The sequence below is a fragment of the Bacillus arachidis genome, from assembly GCF_030285945.1.
GTDB lineage: Bacteria > Bacillota > Bacilli > Bacillales > Bacillaceae_G > Bacillus_A > Bacillus_A arachidis.
In genome coordinates this window covers 1,636,917-1,655,630 of record NZ_CP127376.1, presented here as the reverse complement: position 1 = coordinate 1,655,630, position 18,714 = coordinate 1,636,917, and the positions used below count along the sequence as shown (strand labels likewise).

General features: G+C 33.9%; 22 protein-coding genes. 8 read left to right on the top strand and 14 right to left on the bottom strand.

All coding sequences use genetic code 11. The annotated features are described in order from the left end of the window. Positions 1 to 14 precede the first annotated feature (14 nt). Both QRY57_RS10030 and QRY57_RS10025 read right to left on the bottom strand, forming a co-directional pair. On the bottom strand, positions 15 to 881 hold the full coding sequence (locus QRY57_RS10030) for a TIGR03943 family putative permease subunit (protein ID WP_286017320.1): 867 nt from the start codon (positions 879 to 881) through the stop codon (positions 15 to 17). Between the two features lie 12 nt (positions 882 to 893). Next, the gene (locus tag QRY57_RS10025) at positions 894 to 1,871 is read right to left on the bottom strand and encodes a permease (protein WP_286017319.1); all 978 of its coding nucleotides are present in this window, start codon (positions 1,869 to 1,871) and stop codon (positions 894 to 896) included. Positions 1,872 to 2,064: 193 nt separating this feature from the next. Here QRY57_RS10025 and QRY57_RS10020 point away from each other — a divergent pair, with 193 nt between their 5' ends. Continuing rightward, positions 2,065 to 3,252 (top strand): GTP-binding protein, encoded by a 1,188-nt coding sequence (locus tag QRY57_RS10020; protein WP_286017318.1) that lies wholly within the window; start codon positions 2,065 to 2,067, stop codon positions 3,250 to 3,252. Between the two features lie 54 nt (positions 3,253 to 3,306). Here QRY57_RS10020 and QRY57_RS10015 read toward each other — a convergent pair whose 3' ends face one another. Further along, positions 3,307 to 3,624, bottom strand: coding sequence for a DUF3784 domain-containing protein (locus QRY57_RS10015; protein WP_286017317.1), 318 nt, complete (start codon positions 3,622 to 3,624; stop codon positions 3,307 to 3,309). Positions 3,625 to 3,781: 157 nt separating this feature from the next. On the opposite strand from QRY57_RS10015, the gene QRY57_RS10010 reads away from it, so the two are divergent. Both QRY57_RS10010 and QRY57_RS10005 read left to right on the top strand, forming a co-directional pair. Continuing rightward, on the top strand, positions 3,782 to 4,747 hold the full coding sequence (locus QRY57_RS10010) for a DMT family transporter (RefSeq protein ID WP_286017316.1): 966 nt from the start codon (positions 3,782 to 3,784) through the stop codon (positions 4,745 to 4,747). Between the two features lie 16 nt (positions 4,748 to 4,763). Next, the gene (locus tag QRY57_RS10005) at positions 4,764 to 5,435 is read left to right on the top strand and encodes a GntR family transcriptional regulator (RefSeq protein ID WP_286017315.1); all 672 of its coding nucleotides are present in this window, start codon (positions 4,764 to 4,766) and stop codon (positions 5,433 to 5,435) included. Between the two features lie 60 nt (positions 5,436 to 5,495). On the opposite strand, the gene fbpA is transcribed toward QRY57_RS10005, so the two are convergent. Then, entirely contained in the window at positions 5,496 to 5,666 is a 171-nt protein-coding gene (gene fbpA, locus QRY57_RS10000; protein ID WP_026591745.1) for a Fur-regulated basic protein FbpA, read from the bottom strand. A 408-nt stretch (positions 5,667 to 6,074) separates the two neighbouring features. Between fbpA and QRY57_RS09995 the strand changes: the two genes are divergently transcribed. Continuing rightward, positions 6,075 to 7,145, top strand: coding sequence for a WD40/YVTN/BNR-like repeat-containing protein (locus QRY57_RS09995; protein ID WP_286017314.1), 1,071 nt, complete (start codon positions 6,075 to 6,077; stop codon positions 7,143 to 7,145). 49 nt (positions 7,146 to 7,194) lie between these two features. Here QRY57_RS09995 and QRY57_RS09990 read toward each other — a convergent pair whose 3' ends face one another. The 3 genes from QRY57_RS09990 to QRY57_RS09980 all read right to left on the bottom strand — a co-directional run bounded on the left by QRY57_RS09990 (position 7,195) and on the right by QRY57_RS09980 (position 9,917). After that, positions 7,195 to 8,295 carry a DUF4179 domain-containing protein gene (locus QRY57_RS09990; RefSeq protein WP_286017313.1) on the bottom strand — a complete coding sequence of 367 codons (1,101 nt, stop codon included), beginning with the start codon at positions 8,293 to 8,295 and terminating at the stop codon, positions 7,195 to 7,197. Further along, positions 8,292 to 8,858 (bottom strand): sigma-70 family RNA polymerase sigma factor, encoded by a 567-nt coding sequence (locus QRY57_RS09985; RefSeq protein ID WP_208016901.1) that lies wholly within the window; start codon positions 8,856 to 8,858, stop codon positions 8,292 to 8,294. Before QRY57_RS09985 ends, QRY57_RS09990 begins: the two co-directional genes overlap by 4 nt. Positions 8,859 to 9,122: 264 nt before the next feature. Then, positions 9,123 to 9,917, bottom strand: a complete 795-nt coding sequence (locus QRY57_RS09980; RefSeq protein ID WP_090692287.1) for a PP2C family serine/threonine-protein phosphatase — start codon at positions 9,915 to 9,917, stop codon at positions 9,123 to 9,125. A gap of 159 nt (positions 9,918 to 10,076) precedes the next feature. On the opposite strand from QRY57_RS09980, the gene QRY57_RS09975 reads away from it, so the two are divergent. The 3 genes from QRY57_RS09975 to QRY57_RS09965 are packed head-to-tail and all read left to right on the top strand — an operon-like array spanning position 10,077 to position 11,750. Further along, positions 10,077 to 10,487 (top strand): MarR family winged helix-turn-helix transcriptional regulator, encoded by a 411-nt coding sequence (locus QRY57_RS09975; RefSeq protein WP_208016899.1) that lies wholly within the window; start codon positions 10,077 to 10,079, stop codon positions 10,485 to 10,487. Continuing rightward, positions 10,471 to 10,800 carry a DUF3147 family protein gene (locus QRY57_RS09970; RefSeq protein ID WP_286017312.1) on the top strand — a complete coding sequence of 110 codons (330 nt, stop codon included), beginning with the start codon at positions 10,471 to 10,473 and terminating at the stop codon, positions 10,798 to 10,800. The genes QRY57_RS09975 and QRY57_RS09970 overlap by 17 nt, the downstream gene beginning before the upstream one ends. 14 nt (positions 10,801 to 10,814) lie before the next feature. Beyond that, entirely contained in the window at positions 10,815 to 11,750 is a 936-nt protein-coding gene (locus tag QRY57_RS09965; protein WP_286017311.1) for an alpha/beta fold hydrolase, read from the top strand. A 44-nt stretch (positions 11,751 to 11,794) separates the two neighbouring features. Here QRY57_RS09965 and QRY57_RS09960 read toward each other — a convergent pair whose 3' ends face one another. The 7 genes from QRY57_RS09960 to QRY57_RS09930 all read right to left on the bottom strand — a co-directional run bounded on the left by QRY57_RS09960 (position 11,795) and on the right by QRY57_RS09930 (position 17,347). Then, positions 11,795 to 12,187, bottom strand: a complete 393-nt coding sequence (locus QRY57_RS09960; RefSeq protein ID WP_026591753.1) for a hypothetical protein — start codon at positions 12,185 to 12,187, stop codon at positions 11,795 to 11,797. Between the two features lie 68 nt (positions 12,188 to 12,255). Further along, a complete protein-coding gene (locus QRY57_RS09955; RefSeq protein WP_286017310.1) occupies positions 12,256 to 12,828 on the bottom strand; it encodes a histidine phosphatase family protein in 573 nt (190 codons plus the stop codon). 169 nt (positions 12,829 to 12,997) lie between these two features. Next, entirely contained in the window at positions 12,998 to 14,089 is a 1,092-nt protein-coding gene (locus QRY57_RS09950; protein ID WP_286017834.1) for a serine hydrolase, read from the bottom strand. 118 nt (positions 14,090 to 14,207) lie between these two features. Continuing rightward, positions 14,208 to 14,834 (bottom strand): cupin domain-containing protein, encoded by a 627-nt coding sequence (locus QRY57_RS09945; protein ID WP_286017309.1) that lies wholly within the window; start codon positions 14,832 to 14,834, stop codon positions 14,208 to 14,210. 170 nt (positions 14,835 to 15,004) lie between these two features. Next, complete coding sequence (locus QRY57_RS09940; RefSeq protein ID WP_026591757.1) at positions 15,005 to 15,166, bottom strand: hypothetical protein; 162 nt, start codon at positions 15,164 to 15,166, stop codon at positions 15,005 to 15,007. Between the two features lie 212 nt (positions 15,167 to 15,378). Next, on the bottom strand, positions 15,379 to 15,906 hold the full coding sequence (locus QRY57_RS09935; RefSeq protein ID WP_208016888.1) for an outer membrane protein assembly factor BamD: 528 nt from the start codon (positions 15,904 to 15,906) through the stop codon (positions 15,379 to 15,381). Positions 15,907 to 16,078: 172 nt separating this feature from the next. Then, positions 16,079 to 17,347, bottom strand: coding sequence for an MFS transporter (locus QRY57_RS09930; protein ID WP_286017833.1), 1,269 nt, complete (start codon positions 17,345 to 17,347; stop codon positions 16,079 to 16,081). A 118-nt stretch (positions 17,348 to 17,465) separates the two neighbouring features. Here QRY57_RS09930 and QRY57_RS09925 point away from each other — a divergent pair, with 118 nt between their 5' ends. Further along, entirely contained in the window at positions 17,466 to 18,680 is a 1,215-nt protein-coding gene (locus QRY57_RS09925) for a helix-turn-helix domain-containing protein (RefSeq protein WP_090692305.1), read from the top strand. The last annotated feature ends 34 nt before the right edge of the window (positions 18,681 to 18,714 follow it).

Below are 18,714 nucleotides of genomic sequence, written 5' to 3'. Positions count from 1 at the left end.
GCTACTTCACTTCATCATTGCGGCAAAGCATCATACACATATGGATCTTTTGGCTTTTCCATTTTTTCTACTTTACTAACTTTTACAAGTGGAAACAGTACCCCTTTATACGTCGTTTCATCTAATATCCCTGTAACTTTCACCCACGTTTCTTCTGGAAGAGTGTTTATTTCATTTCCAGAAACAATCATTCCCCACACAGCGGCATCTGCAACACAACATGTAATTCCATAGCGAGCGACTACTACTTTATCTTCCTTTACTTCTTTATCATGATAAACAAAACCCGTAAAAGTTATCTTTTTCCCTTTAAATCCAAGCACATCTTGACCGATTACATCCATCGTTTGAATATAATTTTGATTGTCTACTTGGATTGTATTTTGCTTCAGTATGTTTTTTTCTAATTCTTTTTGTGACTGCTTTTGCGTAGGAAGGTTTTGAATAGGTTCTTCTTCTTGATCCACTAATAGTTCCCTCCAATCGGAACTTTTGGATTGTTGCTTCGCTCCTGCACTTTGATTCATGCCACGTTTTGCTGCTACGCTACCATCAAGTGTCACATTAGAAAATAAAAATGCACTCACAATCGGAATTAAAAAAATTGCGTATAGCATACAAATTCCAATTTTTGACTTTGGCACTGTATGATTTTTACAGCAGTTACATCCTCTTTTTTTCTCCTCATTCCCATTCCATACTTGTAAGCAGCCTAAAATTAGCGAAAGAAAAAACGCAAAATAGATAAACTTTATCATTTTTGGTGCAACAAAATAATCAATATTCCCTGTTACCAATAGTTTAAATAGAAGCATTGCAAATCCAAGTAAAATAATCCCCCGAATATATGTATGAAATTCTTGTTTACTTTGCTTTTTCATTATCGTCATCTCCTAACTCATTGCAAACTGAACAACGATATATACAGTAATCGTGACAATTCCAATAAAGAAGAAAACAAATCTTTTTTGAAAGTAAGCAAATAACATCAATGTATTTTTCAAATCTAACATCGGCCCAAATACTAGGAAAGCAACGAGTGCTTTTACTGAAAATATATGACCAAATGAAGCTGCGATAAATGCATCTGCTTCTGAACAAAGCGATAGTACATAGCCAAAAGCCATCGTGACAAAAGGTGAAATTACCTCGCTATTTGCAATTTCTACAAGCAAGTTACGATCTAAAAATGTTTGAAATAAACTTGCTAAGAACGCACCAATTAATAAGTACCTGCCTGTATCAAAAAATTCATCCACTCCATGACTTATTACATCTCGCCAACTTTTTTTCTTCTCATCATGAGTAATCACTTTTTGTTCTTTTAAAATACTTTTATTACGGTATACATAATACACAACTAAGCCTATCAATAATGCAACAAATAACGCTAACCCAAAACGAGCATATACAACATTTGGATTCGTTCGAAATGCATAATACGTTGATAAAAACACAATTGGATTTAAAATTGGGGCACTTACTAAAATCACCATTCCTACATGGGAGGGTAACCCTTTCTGAATTAGCCTTCTTACTACAGGAATGATGACGCACTCACACATTGGAAAAATGACACCAACCAAAGCTGCTGGAATCATTGCAACAATTGTTGACCTCGGCAATATTTTTTGAATCATCTCCTCTGTTACGAATACTTGAATAACCGATGAAACAATAACACCTAATAAAATAAATGGTACTGCTTCAAAGAAAATACTTAAAAAAATTGCATTCACATTTAGCCATTCTTTTGGAATACTTTTGTGCAAGTTTGCTAGATTTGTAAAATCTACAAAAAATAATAAAAAAAGAAAGATTGCAATGAGAAGCGTACCAATTAACTCTTTTGATATTCTATTAAAAACCAACTTCCTCGCCTCCGTTTTATTCATATTTAATCGTATGCTTGTCCTCTTTTTCTATGACAATCCCAAACATTTTTCATTTTTCATACTTCATTCCTATTCATAAATCGTAATCATTATGATTTATTGTTGCATTTCTTTCTAAAGTCATTTATTATAAAACGTAATGATTACGATTTAACAGGAGGTATATACAATGAAAAAAGTGCCCATTACCGTTTTAAGTGGTTTTTTAGGTTCTGGAAAAACAACATTATTGAATCATATTTTGACAAATAGAGAGGGCTTAAAAGTAGCTGTCATTGTAAATGATATGAGCGAAGTAAATATTGATGCCGCACTTGTGAAACAAGGAGGCTTTTCTCGTACAGAAGAAAAATTAGTAGAAATTCAAAACGGCTGCATCTGTTGTACCCTACGAGAAGATTTAATCATTGAGGTAAACCGTCTTGTAGAGGCAGGAGATATTGACTACATTGTGATTGAATCTTCCGGCATTAGTGAACCTATTCCTGTTGCACAAACATTTACGTATATAGATGAAGCACTAGGAATTGATTTAACGAGCAAGTGTCGTCTCGATACGATGGTTACTGTAGTCGACTCAAATCGATTTTGGGATGACTTTGCCGCTGGGGAAAGTTTACTAGATCGAAAACAAGCAATTGATGAAACAGATACACGAGAAGTTATCGATCTACTAATTGATCAGATTGAATTTGCAAATGTTATTCTTTTGAACAAAGTGGATTTACTAGAAAAGGAAGATGTTATCGAACTCCATCTTCTATTACAAAAGTTAAATCCTAGTGCAAAAATCATTGAATCTTCATTTAGCGCAGTACCACTAAATGAAATTTTAAATACGAATTTATTTAACTATGATGAAGCTAGCCAAGCAGCTGGTTGGATTCAAGAGTTAAATAATGATCACCATACGCCAGAAACAGAAGAATACGGCATTAGTTCGTTTGTTTATCGCCGCAAACGTCCATTTCATCCTGTTCGACTTATGAATTGGTTAAAAAACTGGCCACTAGATGTTGTAAGAGCAAAAGGATTTTTCTGGCTCGCATCTCGTAACCATATGATGGGACTTCTGTCTCAAGCTGGCTCTTCCATTACCATCCAAGGAGCTGGTGAATGGATTGCAGCATTACCTGAGGCCGAGCAGCAGCAAATCATTGCGGAAGAACCAGAAGTCTTAAAAAATTGGGATAAGCAGTATGGGGATCGAATAACAGAACTTGTCTTTATTGGAGTTAAAATGAATCAACATGAAATTGAACGCTCTTTGGATACATGCTTATTAACTGATGAAGAAATGAGACAGGAGTGGGATAATTTTGTTGATCCAATCCCACCTTTTACCGTGGTATCATAATACAAAGTAGAAAAACAAGATAGTTTCCTTAAAAGGTTACCATCTTGTTTTTGTTTATTCTTTAGAGTTATTAGGCCTATTTATTACATTACTCCATATAACAAGTACAATTGTACTTATAACAACAAAAATCCCATAACCAATCCCCGCAGCGTCGCCAATTGCTTCTAATCCAAATGGCAACAGAACTGTAGTACTTCCTATTACGTACGAAAAAATCCCTGATACTTTTGCAAGCTTTTCTTTATCCCCTACAAATGTCTCTTCCTGGTACCCAGCTAAGAGACATAATCTCTTTTTTATATGAATCTGGTATCCCAAAATGATAATTAACATGCCTACAAGGAAACAAATTATAAATCCACCAATCATCAAACCCCTCCTTTACATTATTTTAATATCATTATACCTATCGCTTGTCTATTTTTACCATCGAAAAATTCTGTTTATTTTTAATATTACTCATGATATATTACATATTGTATTTAATATTTCAATTAAATTTCCTTTCTGAAAGGAGGACCTATCTATGGATTCAGGACGGTTGAAAGGCATTATTATGGTCATTACAGGGGCAAGCTTATGGGGATTATCTGGCACCGCTGCACAACAACTTTTTCAACAAGACAATGTCTCTACAGAATGGTTGGTTACAATCCGCTTACTTATATCCGGTAGTATTTTGCTCTTATTCTCCTCATTTGGTAGTAAAAAATCAGAAGTGCTTGGCATTTGGAAACAAAAGGCCGATGCAAACAAAATGATTCTGTTTGGATTGTTAGGTATGCTCGCGGTGCAATATACATATTTTGCATCTATTAAGGAAGGCAATGCTGCCGTTGCAACATTATTACAATATTTAGCGCCAATATTTATTACTGTTTACCTTATCTTCAAATGGAATATTCGTCCCACTAAAATCGATTTTATTTCGATCGTACTCTCTTTAATCGGAACCTTTTTCTTACTAACGAATGGATCTATTGATAATTTAGCTGTTTCAACTCCAGCTATCATTTGGGGCATTTTATCTGGTCTGTCACTAGCATTCTATAGCCTTTATTCAAAGGAATTATTAGAGAAATGGTCTTCATCTGTCATTGTTGGGTGGGGGATGATTATTGGAGGAGTTGGTGTAACCATCTTACACTTTTTTTCTACAAACGAGTTTATCTTATTATCAGGCATGAAATATTTACAGCCTAACAATCTTTTTCTTATTGCATTCGTTGTTATTTTTGGAACGCTTATTGCGTTCTACTTATACTTGGATAGCATCCGCTACCTTACACCGAAAGAGACGACACTATTTGGTTGTACAGAACCTCTTGCAGCTATCATTTCTTCTATTCTCATTTTGCATGTTCCGTTTCAATCATTTCAATTATTAGGTGCTCTTTGCGTGATTGTAATGGTACTTGTACTAAGTCAAAAACCAGATGAAGGAAAGCCTAATTTACGACTTGTCGAGACAAAAAAGCAAAATATAAAATGAAAGGGAATGTTTAATCATGCCTATTCCTCAAAACTATCGAAAGCAAGAAAGAGTATCTGCTAAATCACTCGTTTTAAATCAACTACAGGATTGGATTATTGAAGGTATTTTACAACCTAATGAAAAAATTAATGACGGAGAGTTAGCTGAGGCTTTAGGTGTGAGTAGAACACCGGTTAGAGAAGCATTGCAAGTGTTAGAACTTTCGGGTCTTGTGGAAATGGTTCCAGGACAAAAAACAAAAATTACTCCTATAAAATTAGAAGATGTATCTGTCATTTATGAAACGATCGCTGGCCTTCATACGATTGTTGGAAAACAAGCGATGCATCAAATAATAGAGACTGATCTGATAAGACTTTCTGAAATAAACTCAGCATTTATAAATGCCATAGATGAAAAAAATTCGAAACAGGCATTACACTTAGATATCCAATTTCATAATACAATCGTATCAATCGCTAAAAATACATACATCGAACCGTTCTTAGCAAACATCCAACTTCATGTATTACGTCTTGAATACCTATTTTTCCAAAATTTCATTCCTGCGCGTCAATCGATTGAAGAACACAATTTAATCATCGAAGCATTAAAAAACCAAGATGCAGCACAAATCGAAAAAATCATGTCCAAAAATTGGTTGCGGCCAATGAAAGAAATACAAAAAATAATCTCTGCTAAATAAATAAAGACCCCTCCTTGTTTTTTTCCAACTTAAGGGGTCTTCATTTACTATTCTATATGACTATGCGCGAACTTCGGCATATTTTTTAATGTCCCTATACTCTTTTTCTAGTTCCTCTAAAGAAAGCTCGTATAATTGTCGATCAAGAATTTTAAACACACCAGCTCCAATTAACTGGTCAATTAACTGCCTCCTGCGAATTTCAATAGCAAAACGGAGTTGACTACTCATCTTTTTAAAAACCCCTTTCTACAATAACTGAAAATGATAACCCTTATCAATTACCACTTTGATTATAAAGATGATATTTTAGAAGTAAAGTAATATGATGAGATATTTACCTTACAACTGTTTGTGGCCACATTATATATATGTATGTTGCAAGAATGAGTTTATGACACTTTTTATCATCTTTTTTCTTTCATACTTTGCAAAGTGGTTCTTTACGTATAGATCCTCTATTTCTATTTGTCTCGTAATATGCCCTACATAAAACCTATCCTTCAATAAACGTGTCGCTTCTGCTAGTACGCCTTGTGTCTTCTTATCATTTCCTTTTTCTCAACCTAAAAATATGACTATTTCTTTTTCTTTCTCATATTGTTTAATACTGTAAGAAATGTAAAGGAGGATATAAAATTGAAGCGATTATTTCTTTGTATGGAACGCGAACTTCTTGTTGTAGAAAAAAGGAATGAAGAGTTTCAAGTTCAATATCACTTACAAAATATACAACCTACTTGTATCGCGGTTGATCCATTTCAACCAAATCGTATCTATTGCGGCACCTTTGGCCGAGGATTATGGGTAAGCGATGACCGAGGTGATTCTTGGAGACCAATTGGAGATTCTTACCGCTATTTTGACTTTCCTAAAGAAGATGGTATTTTACATTCTGCTATTACTTCGATTGCTATTAGTCCTATTAAACAAGTTAATGGCTACGGCATTGTTTATGTAGGAACGGAACCTAGCGCGTTGTTTTATTCAGAAAATGGTGGTGCAACATGGAGTGAGTGTAAGAACATGAAATCATTACTTTCTTCATACACATGGGCATTTCCACCTCGTCCTTTTACACATCATGTTCGCTGGATTACAGTCGATCCAAATAAACAGGATACAATACATGTATCAATTGAAGCAGGCGCTATCATTCGAAGTAAGGATAATGGCCAAACTTGGGAGGATAAAAAATTCGGCGCTCCTATTGATGCTCATCAACTACTTATGCACCCACAGGCCCCGAATCGTCTGTATGCATCATGTGGCGACGGGTTTATGGGCGGACCTGATCGTGCATATCTTGAAAGTCATAATAGCGGAAACAATTGGACTTCTTGTAGCGAGGGCTTAGAACATCACTATTTATATAGTATGGCTATCGATCCTGGTGATTGTGATACGATACTGGTCTCTGCTGCACCAAGTGCTGACCTAGCTCACCATCGTATACCTTATGAATCTTATATTTATCGAAAAACAAAAAACACTCCTTTCCAAAAAGTGCAGCACGGGCTACCTTCAGCAATCGGAACTGTCATCTCTATGCTTGCAACAAATCCTGCCGAACCCCATACATTTTATACTTTAAATAATAATGGTGTATTTCAGTCTTTAGATAGCGGGCAAACTTGGGAGCAATTAAACATTCCTTGGAAAGAAGAATACAAAACGCAACATCCACATGCTTTACTGATTACTTCCTAACAGAAATAAAAGGGCTGTCTTATTTTCATAAGACGCCCTTTTATTTCTGTTATTTCTTTAAATCAATCACAATATCATCTAAAACGATTTTTTTATTTTTTGCTTCTTTTTTAGGTACTTCAATCTTCTTCTCTTTTCCGTCTCTCATTTCTACCCCGCCATGATTTTCGGGGGTATGAATTCGTAAGTTAACACGAGGAGTGATAATAAGTTTCGTTGCATTTTCATTGAGCTTTTGAAATGTGTCACTCCAATGAATATTATAGGAATCCTTACCTGATCCACCATTTCCTTCTCCAGAATAATGATTACCTAAATCATCTTTAACTTCCAACTCAACATCTACAGCATCCCATTCCTTCCTTGTATTTTTAGAAACTTCTTGATTGTAATAAAGAATAAACGATATCGGTGACACTGCTACCTTTTCCATATTTACTTTTACGCCTTCTTTTTCGGAACTTCCACTAATTGTTTTTTCTTTACTATCCATTGCCTTTACAGTAAGAGCAAAATTCCAATTCCCTTTTATTTCTTTCTTTTTATCCGGTATTTCTATTTTGTCTATATTCCATCTAAGGTTTATTTTGTCTTTTTTATTACTGCTATGATGTGTCGTTGTCGCCATACCTACATACTTTTTATCTGCAACTTTAGAAATTTGAGAACTTCCTGTTCCTCCACCAGCCTCCATTATCTCTAACCCACCTAATATAATTGGGTCATCCCCTAAATCTTGCTCACTTTCCATTGAATACGTTATTGATACACTTCGTCCATCAGAAATCACATCATTAATCGTAATTTTAATCCCATTATTTTCTCTCGTCATATTTAACTCAGTAGAAAATTCTTTATAATTTTCATAAAGTCCCGTTCTACCATTATCTAAAAACCGAAAAATATCCCCTACAATTGGAAGCCCCCCAGCGTAAGTAGGAAATCCAATTCCAAGCGTTGCAACTGATAACCCTACTAAAACAGATGCAGCAGCGACACTCTTTTTCCAGTTTCTCGTTTTTTTCTTTTTATGTATAACCTGTTTTAAATTTCGTTTCACTTTTTCTTTTTCAAATTCATAGACCTTCATTTCCTCTAAGTCTTTTTCATCTATATCAACATCATTTAATAATTCATAAATATCTTTCATATCACACTACCCCCCAGACTAATATTCATAGCGTTTTGTTGTAGTTTCTTTTTCCCACGATAAATTCGATTATCTATTGCAGCCCTCGTTAAACCTAATTTTTCTCCTATCTCCTCCGTTTTTAAACCGAGAAGATATTTCATCATGAACACCTTTTGGTCTACGGGATCTAATTGATTAATAAGCTTTATCAATTCTTCTCTATCTTCCATAATAATTAATTCATCTTCTACCGATTTTTCCATGCTTAAATTGAATTCATCTGAAATAATTTCTATTTTCTTATTTGCTTTTCTGTAATAATCAATCGCTTTAAACTTAGCAATCGCTGCAATCCACTTCTTAAAATCGTCTGAATCTCCATGAAACTTTTCAGCATTATTCCAAATCGAAAGAAAAATATCATTGATACATTCATCTATCAATCCATCATTTTGAAGCGGAACAAGAACTTTATGCGTTATGCCCTTTATTAATGGCAAATATATATCGACAATAAACTCTAACGCATCTTCTTTTTGCCGCTGCAACCTTTTTATAAAATTTTTCTCATTTGATTTCATCTCACAATTCCCCTTATTTTGTTGTAAAAGCTTTTACACCCTATATAACGTACAGGAAAATTTTTTCTCTCACATTTATCATCATTTTCTTAATTTCAAAAGGTAATTATATTTTTTCATATACAGCAAACCTTCAATATATGAGAAATCCACCGAAGGCTCGTTCGAATTAAATTATATAAATTCCACGCCGATTCTCATCTATGTAAGAAAAATAAAATAAGCTTAGAATGTATCTATCCTAAGCTCACTTTTTCAAAAATATTAATTTGTACATTCTCTATTTTCCGTATCAATAGACCACCCAATTATGGTCGCACAATCTCTTCCCTTCCATTCAAGCACGCTTGCTAATGCAGGTTCAATCTGAAGACAATCCCCCCTATGCAGCACTTCAAGTAAGGACTGATCATCATGAAACGTTTGCTGATCACACTCTAACATACCGTCTGTTGCCAAAACAATATGATTCATTCCCTTCTCTAATCCACGAACTCCTGAAGTGAAACACGGCGTATTAGCAGCAAACACATTTTTTCTTCCAATATACTCGTAGAATTTACGTTTATTTAATCTTCCTTTTCCATTCTGTAACTGTTCTGAATGAAATAAATATGCAAAGCACTCTCCTACTGATAACCAATATAGGAACTCACCTTTTCGCAAACAAATTAAACACGCAAGTTCTTCATTTTCTTGTTCACTTTTCTCAATAAACGATTCATCTGTAAATAACGCTAATAAATACATATGTGTATGATGAAACGCGAGGTGAACTGGATATGAGAACAATTCCTGTAACTTCTCTTTTCTTTCCGAAATTGCTTCTATTATATAATGTATCTTTTTCGTTTTATGATGAGCATCAAAGATCATAACAAATTCAAATTCTAATTGCGGGTCCCACCAAGCTAGTACTGCATCTCCTCTTTCATACGCATCACTCTCTTGATTCCCACCATATATACCAACTGAAAGAGGACCACATTTTTCAACATGTATTTGATCTAAATACATCTTTTCATGACTAATCCATTTAAATGTATACACTTCAATCATCCTCTCTCTCGCTATTTGTATGCCTTTACACTAAGAGTACCGTAAATTTCAAGAAAAATAAACTTTTTCAATTTTTTCATGTGAAATAGAAGGAATTTACTTCTCACAAAAAGAATATATCTTATTGTACGATATAAATAACAAACGGAGGATTTTATCATGAAGAACATCAATCAAAATTGGGAAACCATTTATTATCACTTACGGTATGAATATAAAGACAATCTTTCTCACCAAGCCATTCGGATTCTTCAAATCATTTCTCGAGAAACGGAGACTACAATTGGGAAAGTTGCATCTGAATTAGGCTTATCTCATAATACAGCATCAGAGCATGTGAAACGCCTTATCCAAAAAGGATTCGTTATAAAGGAGCGAAATAAACGAGATGAACGAGTCGTTAATCTCGCATTGACCACAGAAGGTAAAGAAGCTTTAGCAAAACATACATTATTAGATGAAGAAAAATTAAAAATATTAGAAGCTCAATTTTCAGAAGAAGAACAACAATTACTTGAAAAGGCTTTTTCATTACTAGCAAAGGAGTCTCGATATGCATTTCCTCGTTAAGGTAATCGTCTCTGCTTTAATTATTGGCGGTGTAACTGAATTCGCTAAACATTATAGTACGCTTGGCGGTTTCATAGCTGCCCTTCCACTTATTAGTTTACTCAGCTTGTTTTGGATTTCTGTTGAAAGCGGGAGTAAGCAAGACTTAAGTCAATTTGCATTAGGAGTATTATACGGATTTCCTGCATCAGCCCTACTATTGTTTATTGTTTATATTGGATTAAAGAATTCTTTTTCACTCAGTACCTCTGTACTATTCGGTGTAGGCATTTGGTGTATCGTATTTGCTTGTCAAAAAATATTTCAATCTTAGTGGAGGATATTACCATGAATCGTTTTGTAGAAGTACGCGGAAAGAAGATGGAAGTTTGTATAATGGGAGATGGCTCTCAGACCGTTGTAATTCAAACAGGGATAGGATGTTCCTTTTATGATTGGTTCCAAATTGCAGAAAAACTTTCTTCAAATTATACCGTAGTTCTATTTCATCGCCCTGGTTATGGGAAAAGTGAACTTGGTAACGAACCACGTACGACACTACAAGCAACAAAAGAATTGCACGAATTATTACATATATTAGCTATTAGGCAACCCATTATTTTAGTTGGTCATTCTTATGGAGGATTATGTGCACAGCAGTTTGCAATGTTACATTCTAATCAATTAAATGCTATAATTCTTGTTGATTCGACGTCTATGAACTTACATCGATTAGACGATCTTGATTTACCTGTCTCAGATAAAACGGATTCAGATGATATGTGGCTACAAAAATATAGAAGTTATTCTAATATGGATTCAGACTCACTTTATGCAGAACTACAATCTATATTAGTAAATCAATATAGTCACTTGTCATCACGTAAACAAAAACAATATGTGGATTTTTCTACCTCACCATTATTATACAAAGCAACTACTTCTGAACTTTCAGAATGGAAAAATTGCGCAAAAAGAATGAAACAACTTGAAGTAACATTAAAAACTCCACTTGTTATCATCGGGAGGGACCCGAATTACTCCATCGGGGAGATGATTCAAGGTGGAATGCCTAATGAAGAAGCTACAAAGCTTGAAGAAGTTTGGCAGGAGCTTATTCAAGAGCAACTTATGCTCTCTCAAAATAGCCGATACATCCTCGCCCAAAATGCTAGCCACGGAATCGAAAGTGACCGCCCTGATATCATAATTCATGCAATTCATTCTCTACAAGAAGATGATATACATAACGTAAAAAACAGTGAAAATCCCAGAGCTAAATAAACATACAAAAAAGGAAAGCAGCCTTCGCTGCTTTCCTCTTTTATCTATGCATAATCTTCCTCGTCTTCATCACCATCATAATACGAGTTCCCATTATTCACATATATAGGACCATTTGCAACATCAACACGAAGTACCCATGCCCATGGTACATCTAAACGTTTATGTAATGCGCGCCAGAATCTCATTGACTTTCTTTCATACTCCTGTAGCTCCTGAAGTATATCTTTATAGGAGGAACCGTCTAACTGAACATTTGCTTCTAATAAACGAGAATAGGCATAGTGCTGTAATTCTAGTTCAGCAGCAACTTCCATTTCTTCTGGTGTTGCCATACCAATAATTGTTCCATCTGATGGAGCAATTTCGTATACATTATGAACTTCCATAAGCCCTTCCTTCTCTTTCTCAAACATGTAAACAGCCTCCTTTATCATACTTTTTTTATGGTACAAGAGCATACTTCTCTAACCACTCTGTTCTTTCCTGCTTTCTCGATAAAATTTTACAAATTATTCACCAGATGACTGGTTTCTATCCTTACAGCAGAAATTAATTTTTCTTCATTAAAAGTTAATTTATATATATCTGGCATTTCAAGTGCTTTCCAAAAATTAAAATCATATTTAGAATCAAAATAATTCATAATGAGTACCATAATATTTCCATGCGTTCCAACGACAATGTTTTTCCCTTTGTAGTCTTTTAAAATTCTCTTGATACATGCACTACCACGCTGTTGTGCACTATTATTTGATTCTCCACCATCGAAAGAAAATGTTGGATTTTCCCATACTTTTGTAATTGTTTCCTCAAAATCTACTACCGGTTCTTTACTTAGTAGTCTCTCACGCAAATCTTCTTCCATATGTATCGGTAATTCAAATTGAACCGCAACTCCTTGAACAGTTTGAATTGCTCTTTTATATGGACTAGAAATGACAACATCAATTTTCTCTTCTTTTAATAAATCGGCTACACTTTGCGCATCATTCCGTCCTTTTTCAGATAATGGCCGTTCCCTTTCTTCCGGTGTATATATAGAATGAGCATGGCGAACGAAATATATTGTAGTCATCAATTACTCTCCTTTTTTGTTAAGGTATTTGAACATTAACAATTTCATTTTTTCTTTAGTTGTAAAAATTTATATTCAATAAAATATAAACGAAATCCTGTTCCTTCATAACAAACAAAAAGATGACTTATATAAGTCATCTTTTTGTTTACATAATAAAATTATATCATTATAATTTCCCTCTAAATTTTTCGCTCGTCACAACATCTCGGATAAAGTAATTTACATTATTTTCAAGTTTTTTATACGTTATCTTATCTAAATCGTTGGACATAAAGACTATTTCAACCCTGTTTCCTTCTTTATCAGTACCGTAAAAGCTATTTGTTAATACAAATGCTGTTGAACCTCCTTTTTTACCAGCATGTTCATATATCCTGTCTTCAACAGTTCCCTTAAAAATCCGCTCGATTTCATCCTGCATTGCCTTTGGAAACTCATTTCTATTATTGATTTTCCTTATTAAATTCATATAATCTTTAGCAGTTGCGCTTACTAATCTATCAGACCAAATACGTTGAAATTCTATATCCGCTTTTAATGGTATATTACGCTTTTTCCATTCTTCTTCGTCTTTCATCCATTCATGTATTTGTAAAGCGTGCTTTCTATATTCATCCATGGACATTTTACGTAATACTTCTAATGATTGATCTTCAGAAATATGAAGTTCTTTTTCTGCATATCCTCTCATATACAATGCCGATGTATATGGATAGAATGCATCATGACTATTTAATTCTAGTTCCTTTAAACTTTCATTTACTCTTTCCAGTCCCAATCTTTCTAATAAGTAAGTTGTATTTGCATTGGAACTAAAGCGAATCATCCCTCTAGCTACTTCTTCTAATGAAAGCTTTTCATTTTTTATTGCATTTCTTATTTTTGCATCCTCTAACCATGCAGGATGTGCTCCAGCATCTGTGTCTGGTACGTAATATTTTTCTAAATCTTGTAATGGAACTTGTTCCTGTGAATTTATCTTTCCTTCTGAAACTTGTTTTGCAAATTCCACTGCTACTACTATTTTTGCCATACTTGCTAACGGTAATTTTTTATTCTCATTTACAGAGACTAGTACCTCACCGTTTCTTCTAATAAATAGTGAACAAGTTTGATCATCTTTATGTTCTTTTATGTAATTTAGTACATAATTGGGATCTTCTTTTGAATAGTAATATTCCATAATTACAAAAAAAGCTATAATGATTGCTAGGATGATACAAAGTATTATCCCTATAATCTTTAATATTTTAACTATATTTATCCCTCCAACAACATACTATTTATTTATTATACTAAACAAATTAATAAATATATCAAGTGCTATTTTAAATTCCATACAAAATAGAGCAACTCTTATCCAAAACAAATAAGAGCTACTCTATCTCACACGAAGTCACCTCTCCATTTAATACAACTACTATACCAGACCGCTGTTCATCCGTAGAACGCTTTAAATGAGGCGGCCCAATCACAACAGACTCCTTAATTGGAGCAAGATCCTTAGCTAAATGTTCAGCATTCACACCGTAAGCGGCTTGGAATACTTCTGGAGGGGTCATTCTAAGTACGTCTGATCCTTCAGCTGTTTCAAATTGATCATTATTGAAAAAGAGATGTAAATGTACTTCTTCTGATACAGCTGTAATCCAGTGCCACCACCCCATTGGAATAAATACTGTTTGCCCAGCTTTTGCCCGATAATTTTGCAGTTGATTCGTTTCTGGATTTAAAATAGAAGTAATTGCTTCTCCAGAAACGATGACATCTAACTCCCAAGCATTTGGATGCCAATGTGGTTCTCTCATATGACCTTTCGTCATAAAAAGATCGACAAACGCTCCTCCAATCATTGCTGGTAATTGTGTTGAAGTCACTTCATAAGCAATATTTTTATCATTCCGTTTAAAAAATACATTTTTCCGTGAGTCAAAGAAAAGATTTGGTGTCCCAGAACTTTTCTTTAAGTTTTTATTATCTGGAACATATCCTGAATTAGCCATTCGATCCCTCTTTTCTATTCCCAACATTTCATACTTAACGTTGTATCATATGGAAGAAATGAGACTGATGTGCCTATCTAATACCTTTTTGACATAACAAAAAAACATGCCCAAAATGCCAGCATGTTTTGTGATACACTTCACATTGTTTAATTAAAAAATAAACCTCTTTACTTACCGTGATGTAACATTAAATCACCAAATTCTTCTTCGATATGATTTAACTTTGCAATCCCTTCTTTCCATTTATGGATATAACGTGATACTCCAACAACAAATAAAGTAATAATAGTAGAAAGAATAATACCATAGACAACAGTTACAGTATTCATAAGTTACACTTCCTTGTAATAGGTTATAGAATCATTATATGCCTTTTTTTGATGAAATGGTGGAAATTCAAGTTATTGTAACAAAATTGATTTTTCTAATTATACAAATAATATTCACCTTAATAGGAGAAACCCTAAAAAAATTAAGATCCCTCCTAAAAAAAGCCGTCGTAACAAACGACAGCCTCATGCATAACTATTACATTATTACTCTATTGATTTTTCTTTGCTTCTATTTTTTCTTTTGCATTTTCAGCCTTATCCAATGCTTCTCCGATTTTTTTCTGTTTTTCCCTTGCTTCATCAATGCTATCTACAGCCTTTATTACTTTATCAATTCCTTCTTCATCCACTTTTCTTTGCTTCTGAACTCTTTCTTTTTCTTTTTCTTCAATGTCTTTTGCTTTCTGAAGCATATTTTCTGCATTTGACTTTACAGATTTTTCAAGAGTAGCGTCCTTTTTCTTTTGCAATACTTGATTGGCATCATCTCTCGCCTCTAAATATTTTCCATCTTTTAACGCTGTTGCCCCGTGATCCATTAGTTTGGCAACTTCTGTATATGATTTCGTCTCATCCGTAGATTTTTCTTTTCCTGCTTTTTCGAACCACATGATTGCGTCACTATATTTCTCATCTTTTAATGCCTGCATACCTGTTTCAACTTGGATATCATAAGTATTGCCGCATCCAGTCATCAGGAAAAACAAAAAAAGCATAACAAAACTTATTTTTCTCATGATGTTTTTCTCCTCTTTCTTTGTTACACATCTTATATCATTGAACTTGATTCTATGCACACTTTATTAAATGTATCACACATAAAAAATACTTTCAAAATAAAAAAAGCCAACTTATCCACATTTTTAAACATGTATAAATTGGAGCTTTTTCACAAAAGTTTCTCTTTATTTACGCTGACACATCCACTTGTTTTTTCATACCCCACTGCTTCATCCCTAATAGTACTACTAAAAGTAACCCAACTCCCAATGTTAACATTACGATACTAGTAGGAAGCATATCTAATAAGAATCCAAACAAAATCATTCCGAGCGGAGCAATTGCTGTAGCAATTGTTTCGAGAAGTCCAAAAACGCGGCCTAAATATCCTGGATCTGTTGTTTTTTGAATATGTACTTGCATTGGTATATTCACTGCTATCATTGAAACACCACTCAGAAACATAAAAACAATATAATAAATAAAACTTGCTGCCTTTGGAATCGTAACGATTAACGGAAAAACAGTACATAAACTTAAGCCTGCAAACAACAACAAGCTGATATAAATAGATCGAAACGGGTTATTCATTTCCTTACGAACAGATAAAACAAATGCCCCAATTAGCATTCCAACCGCTAACATACCTTCTACAGTACCAAGTTGCTTAGAAGTTAAATGTAAGTTTTGTACAATAATATACGGAAGTGCAACAAAAAGTGCACTAGAAAAAAAATTTACCCAAAGAGCAATTTTCATGAGTCCATATATTTCTTGTTGCTGTTTCACATATAAAAACCCATCCTTTATACTTGTTAAAAAATGTGCCTTATCTTGCTCCACTTCTTTTTTATACAAATCAAATTTGATAAATAATTGTACAATAACAGCCAAGAAAAATGTAATACCATTTAAGAGAAAAAAGGATGTAATGGAAAACAACCCAAATATTATCCCGCCAATTATCGGCGCTAAAATTCTTGATAATGAATCCGCTGTTTGATTTAAAGCACTCGCTTTTTGAATACGCTCCACATCCACTAAATTTGGAATTGATGAAGTGAATGAAACAGAATAGAAACTCGCACATATTGATAATAATGCGGCCGAAATATAAATAAATAGAAGTGATGGCCCAAATATAGTAGAAAGAATAAACATTGTAATCATTGTTAAACTACTTAATAAGTCCATTCCAATAATAAGCCACCGTCGATTTACACGATCTGCTACTGCCCCAGCAATTGGTCCACATATCACTCTTGGTATAGATCCGCAAATAAGTGTCATTGCAAATCCTACTCCTGACCCTGTTGTTTTTAAAACATATAACCCCATTGCAAACGTATAAATTCCTGCACCTAATAAAGAAGTAATTTTTCCAATCATCATCAAAATAATATTTCTTGTTGCAATTTTGAGTCTTGGATCATTTCCCCTTATACTTACGTCTTCCATCATGTCACTCTCCCTTAAAAAGTTAAATTGTGTTAAACTTATTATATAACCACTTTTCAAATTTTGACAACAAAAAGTTTAATTGTATTTAACTTTTTTGTAATAAAGGAGCAACTATATGGCTACTCTTGGTGAAAAAATTAAAGCATTGCGAAAAGAAAAACGTTTTACGCAAACACAATTGGCTGGCTCAGAGCTAACAAAAAGTATGCTGAGTCAAATTGAGAATGGGAAAGCGACACCTTCCATGAAGACATTACAATATCTTGCTAGTAAGCTTGAATGTGAAGCAAGCTTTTTACTAGAAGACGACAACGAAGAAGTGAAAAAACTGATTCCAAAGATGGAACAGGCAATAAAAAATAATCAATTTGAGGAAGTGTATCGTACACTGCTACCTATTGTTCAAAAGGAACTACCGCCCACTTTAAGTACAGCTCGTTTATATAAACAATATATAGGCGCTGCATTTAATATGAAAGATTACGACATACATTCGTATATCGAAAAAGCCGTAGCAATTTTTCAAAAATATGCTTTATACCGTGAAAGTACACAAACCAGTTTAAAGCTTTGTTATGTATTATTTGTCCATAAAAAATATGAAGAATGCCTAGAACTTCTTACTTCTATTCGAAAAGAATATGAAGCAAGACAATTAGAGATGGACCTTATTATACAAATAGAACTATTCTTATGTGAAGCAGTTGTTTTACTTGCATATGGTGATTATGACGGGTGCGAAATAATTATCTTACAGGCCCTTGACTTCTCAAAAGAAAATCAAGTGTATTATAAAACAGACGAATTTTATCGAATCCTCTCTTATCAAAAGGTAATAGTAGCTGATGAAAATAAATATTTACACTATATAAAGAAATCCGAGCAATTTGCTATTTTTACAGAAAACACTTTATCCCTTGCTGTTGTAGACATATTAAAAGCTTATTACTATAACACAATCACAACTGAATACACGTTAGCTCTACAGCATCTAGAACTGTTTAGAGAAAAACTCCAAGGTGAACAACTCTTTCAAGAAGACGGGGCGTATTACGTAGAAAAAGGAAAATCTTTATACGGTCTCAAACGATACGAAGAGGCCTTAGAAGCATTAGAACGAGCAACAATTCCGGATTATATGTTCCATCCACTAGACCAAGCATGGATTATAACCGGAGGAGCTTATCGTGCTCTTTGTTATATGAAACTCCAAAACAAAGAGAAGGCGCTTCAAGAGGCAACCGAAGCCTTTCATGCTATACAAGAATTTCCTGATTCGACATTTACTGTGTTTATTAAAGAAACGTTACAAATAATACAAAAGTCTTAAATCAACTCTGAAATGGTATATTCCTCCTCTCTTC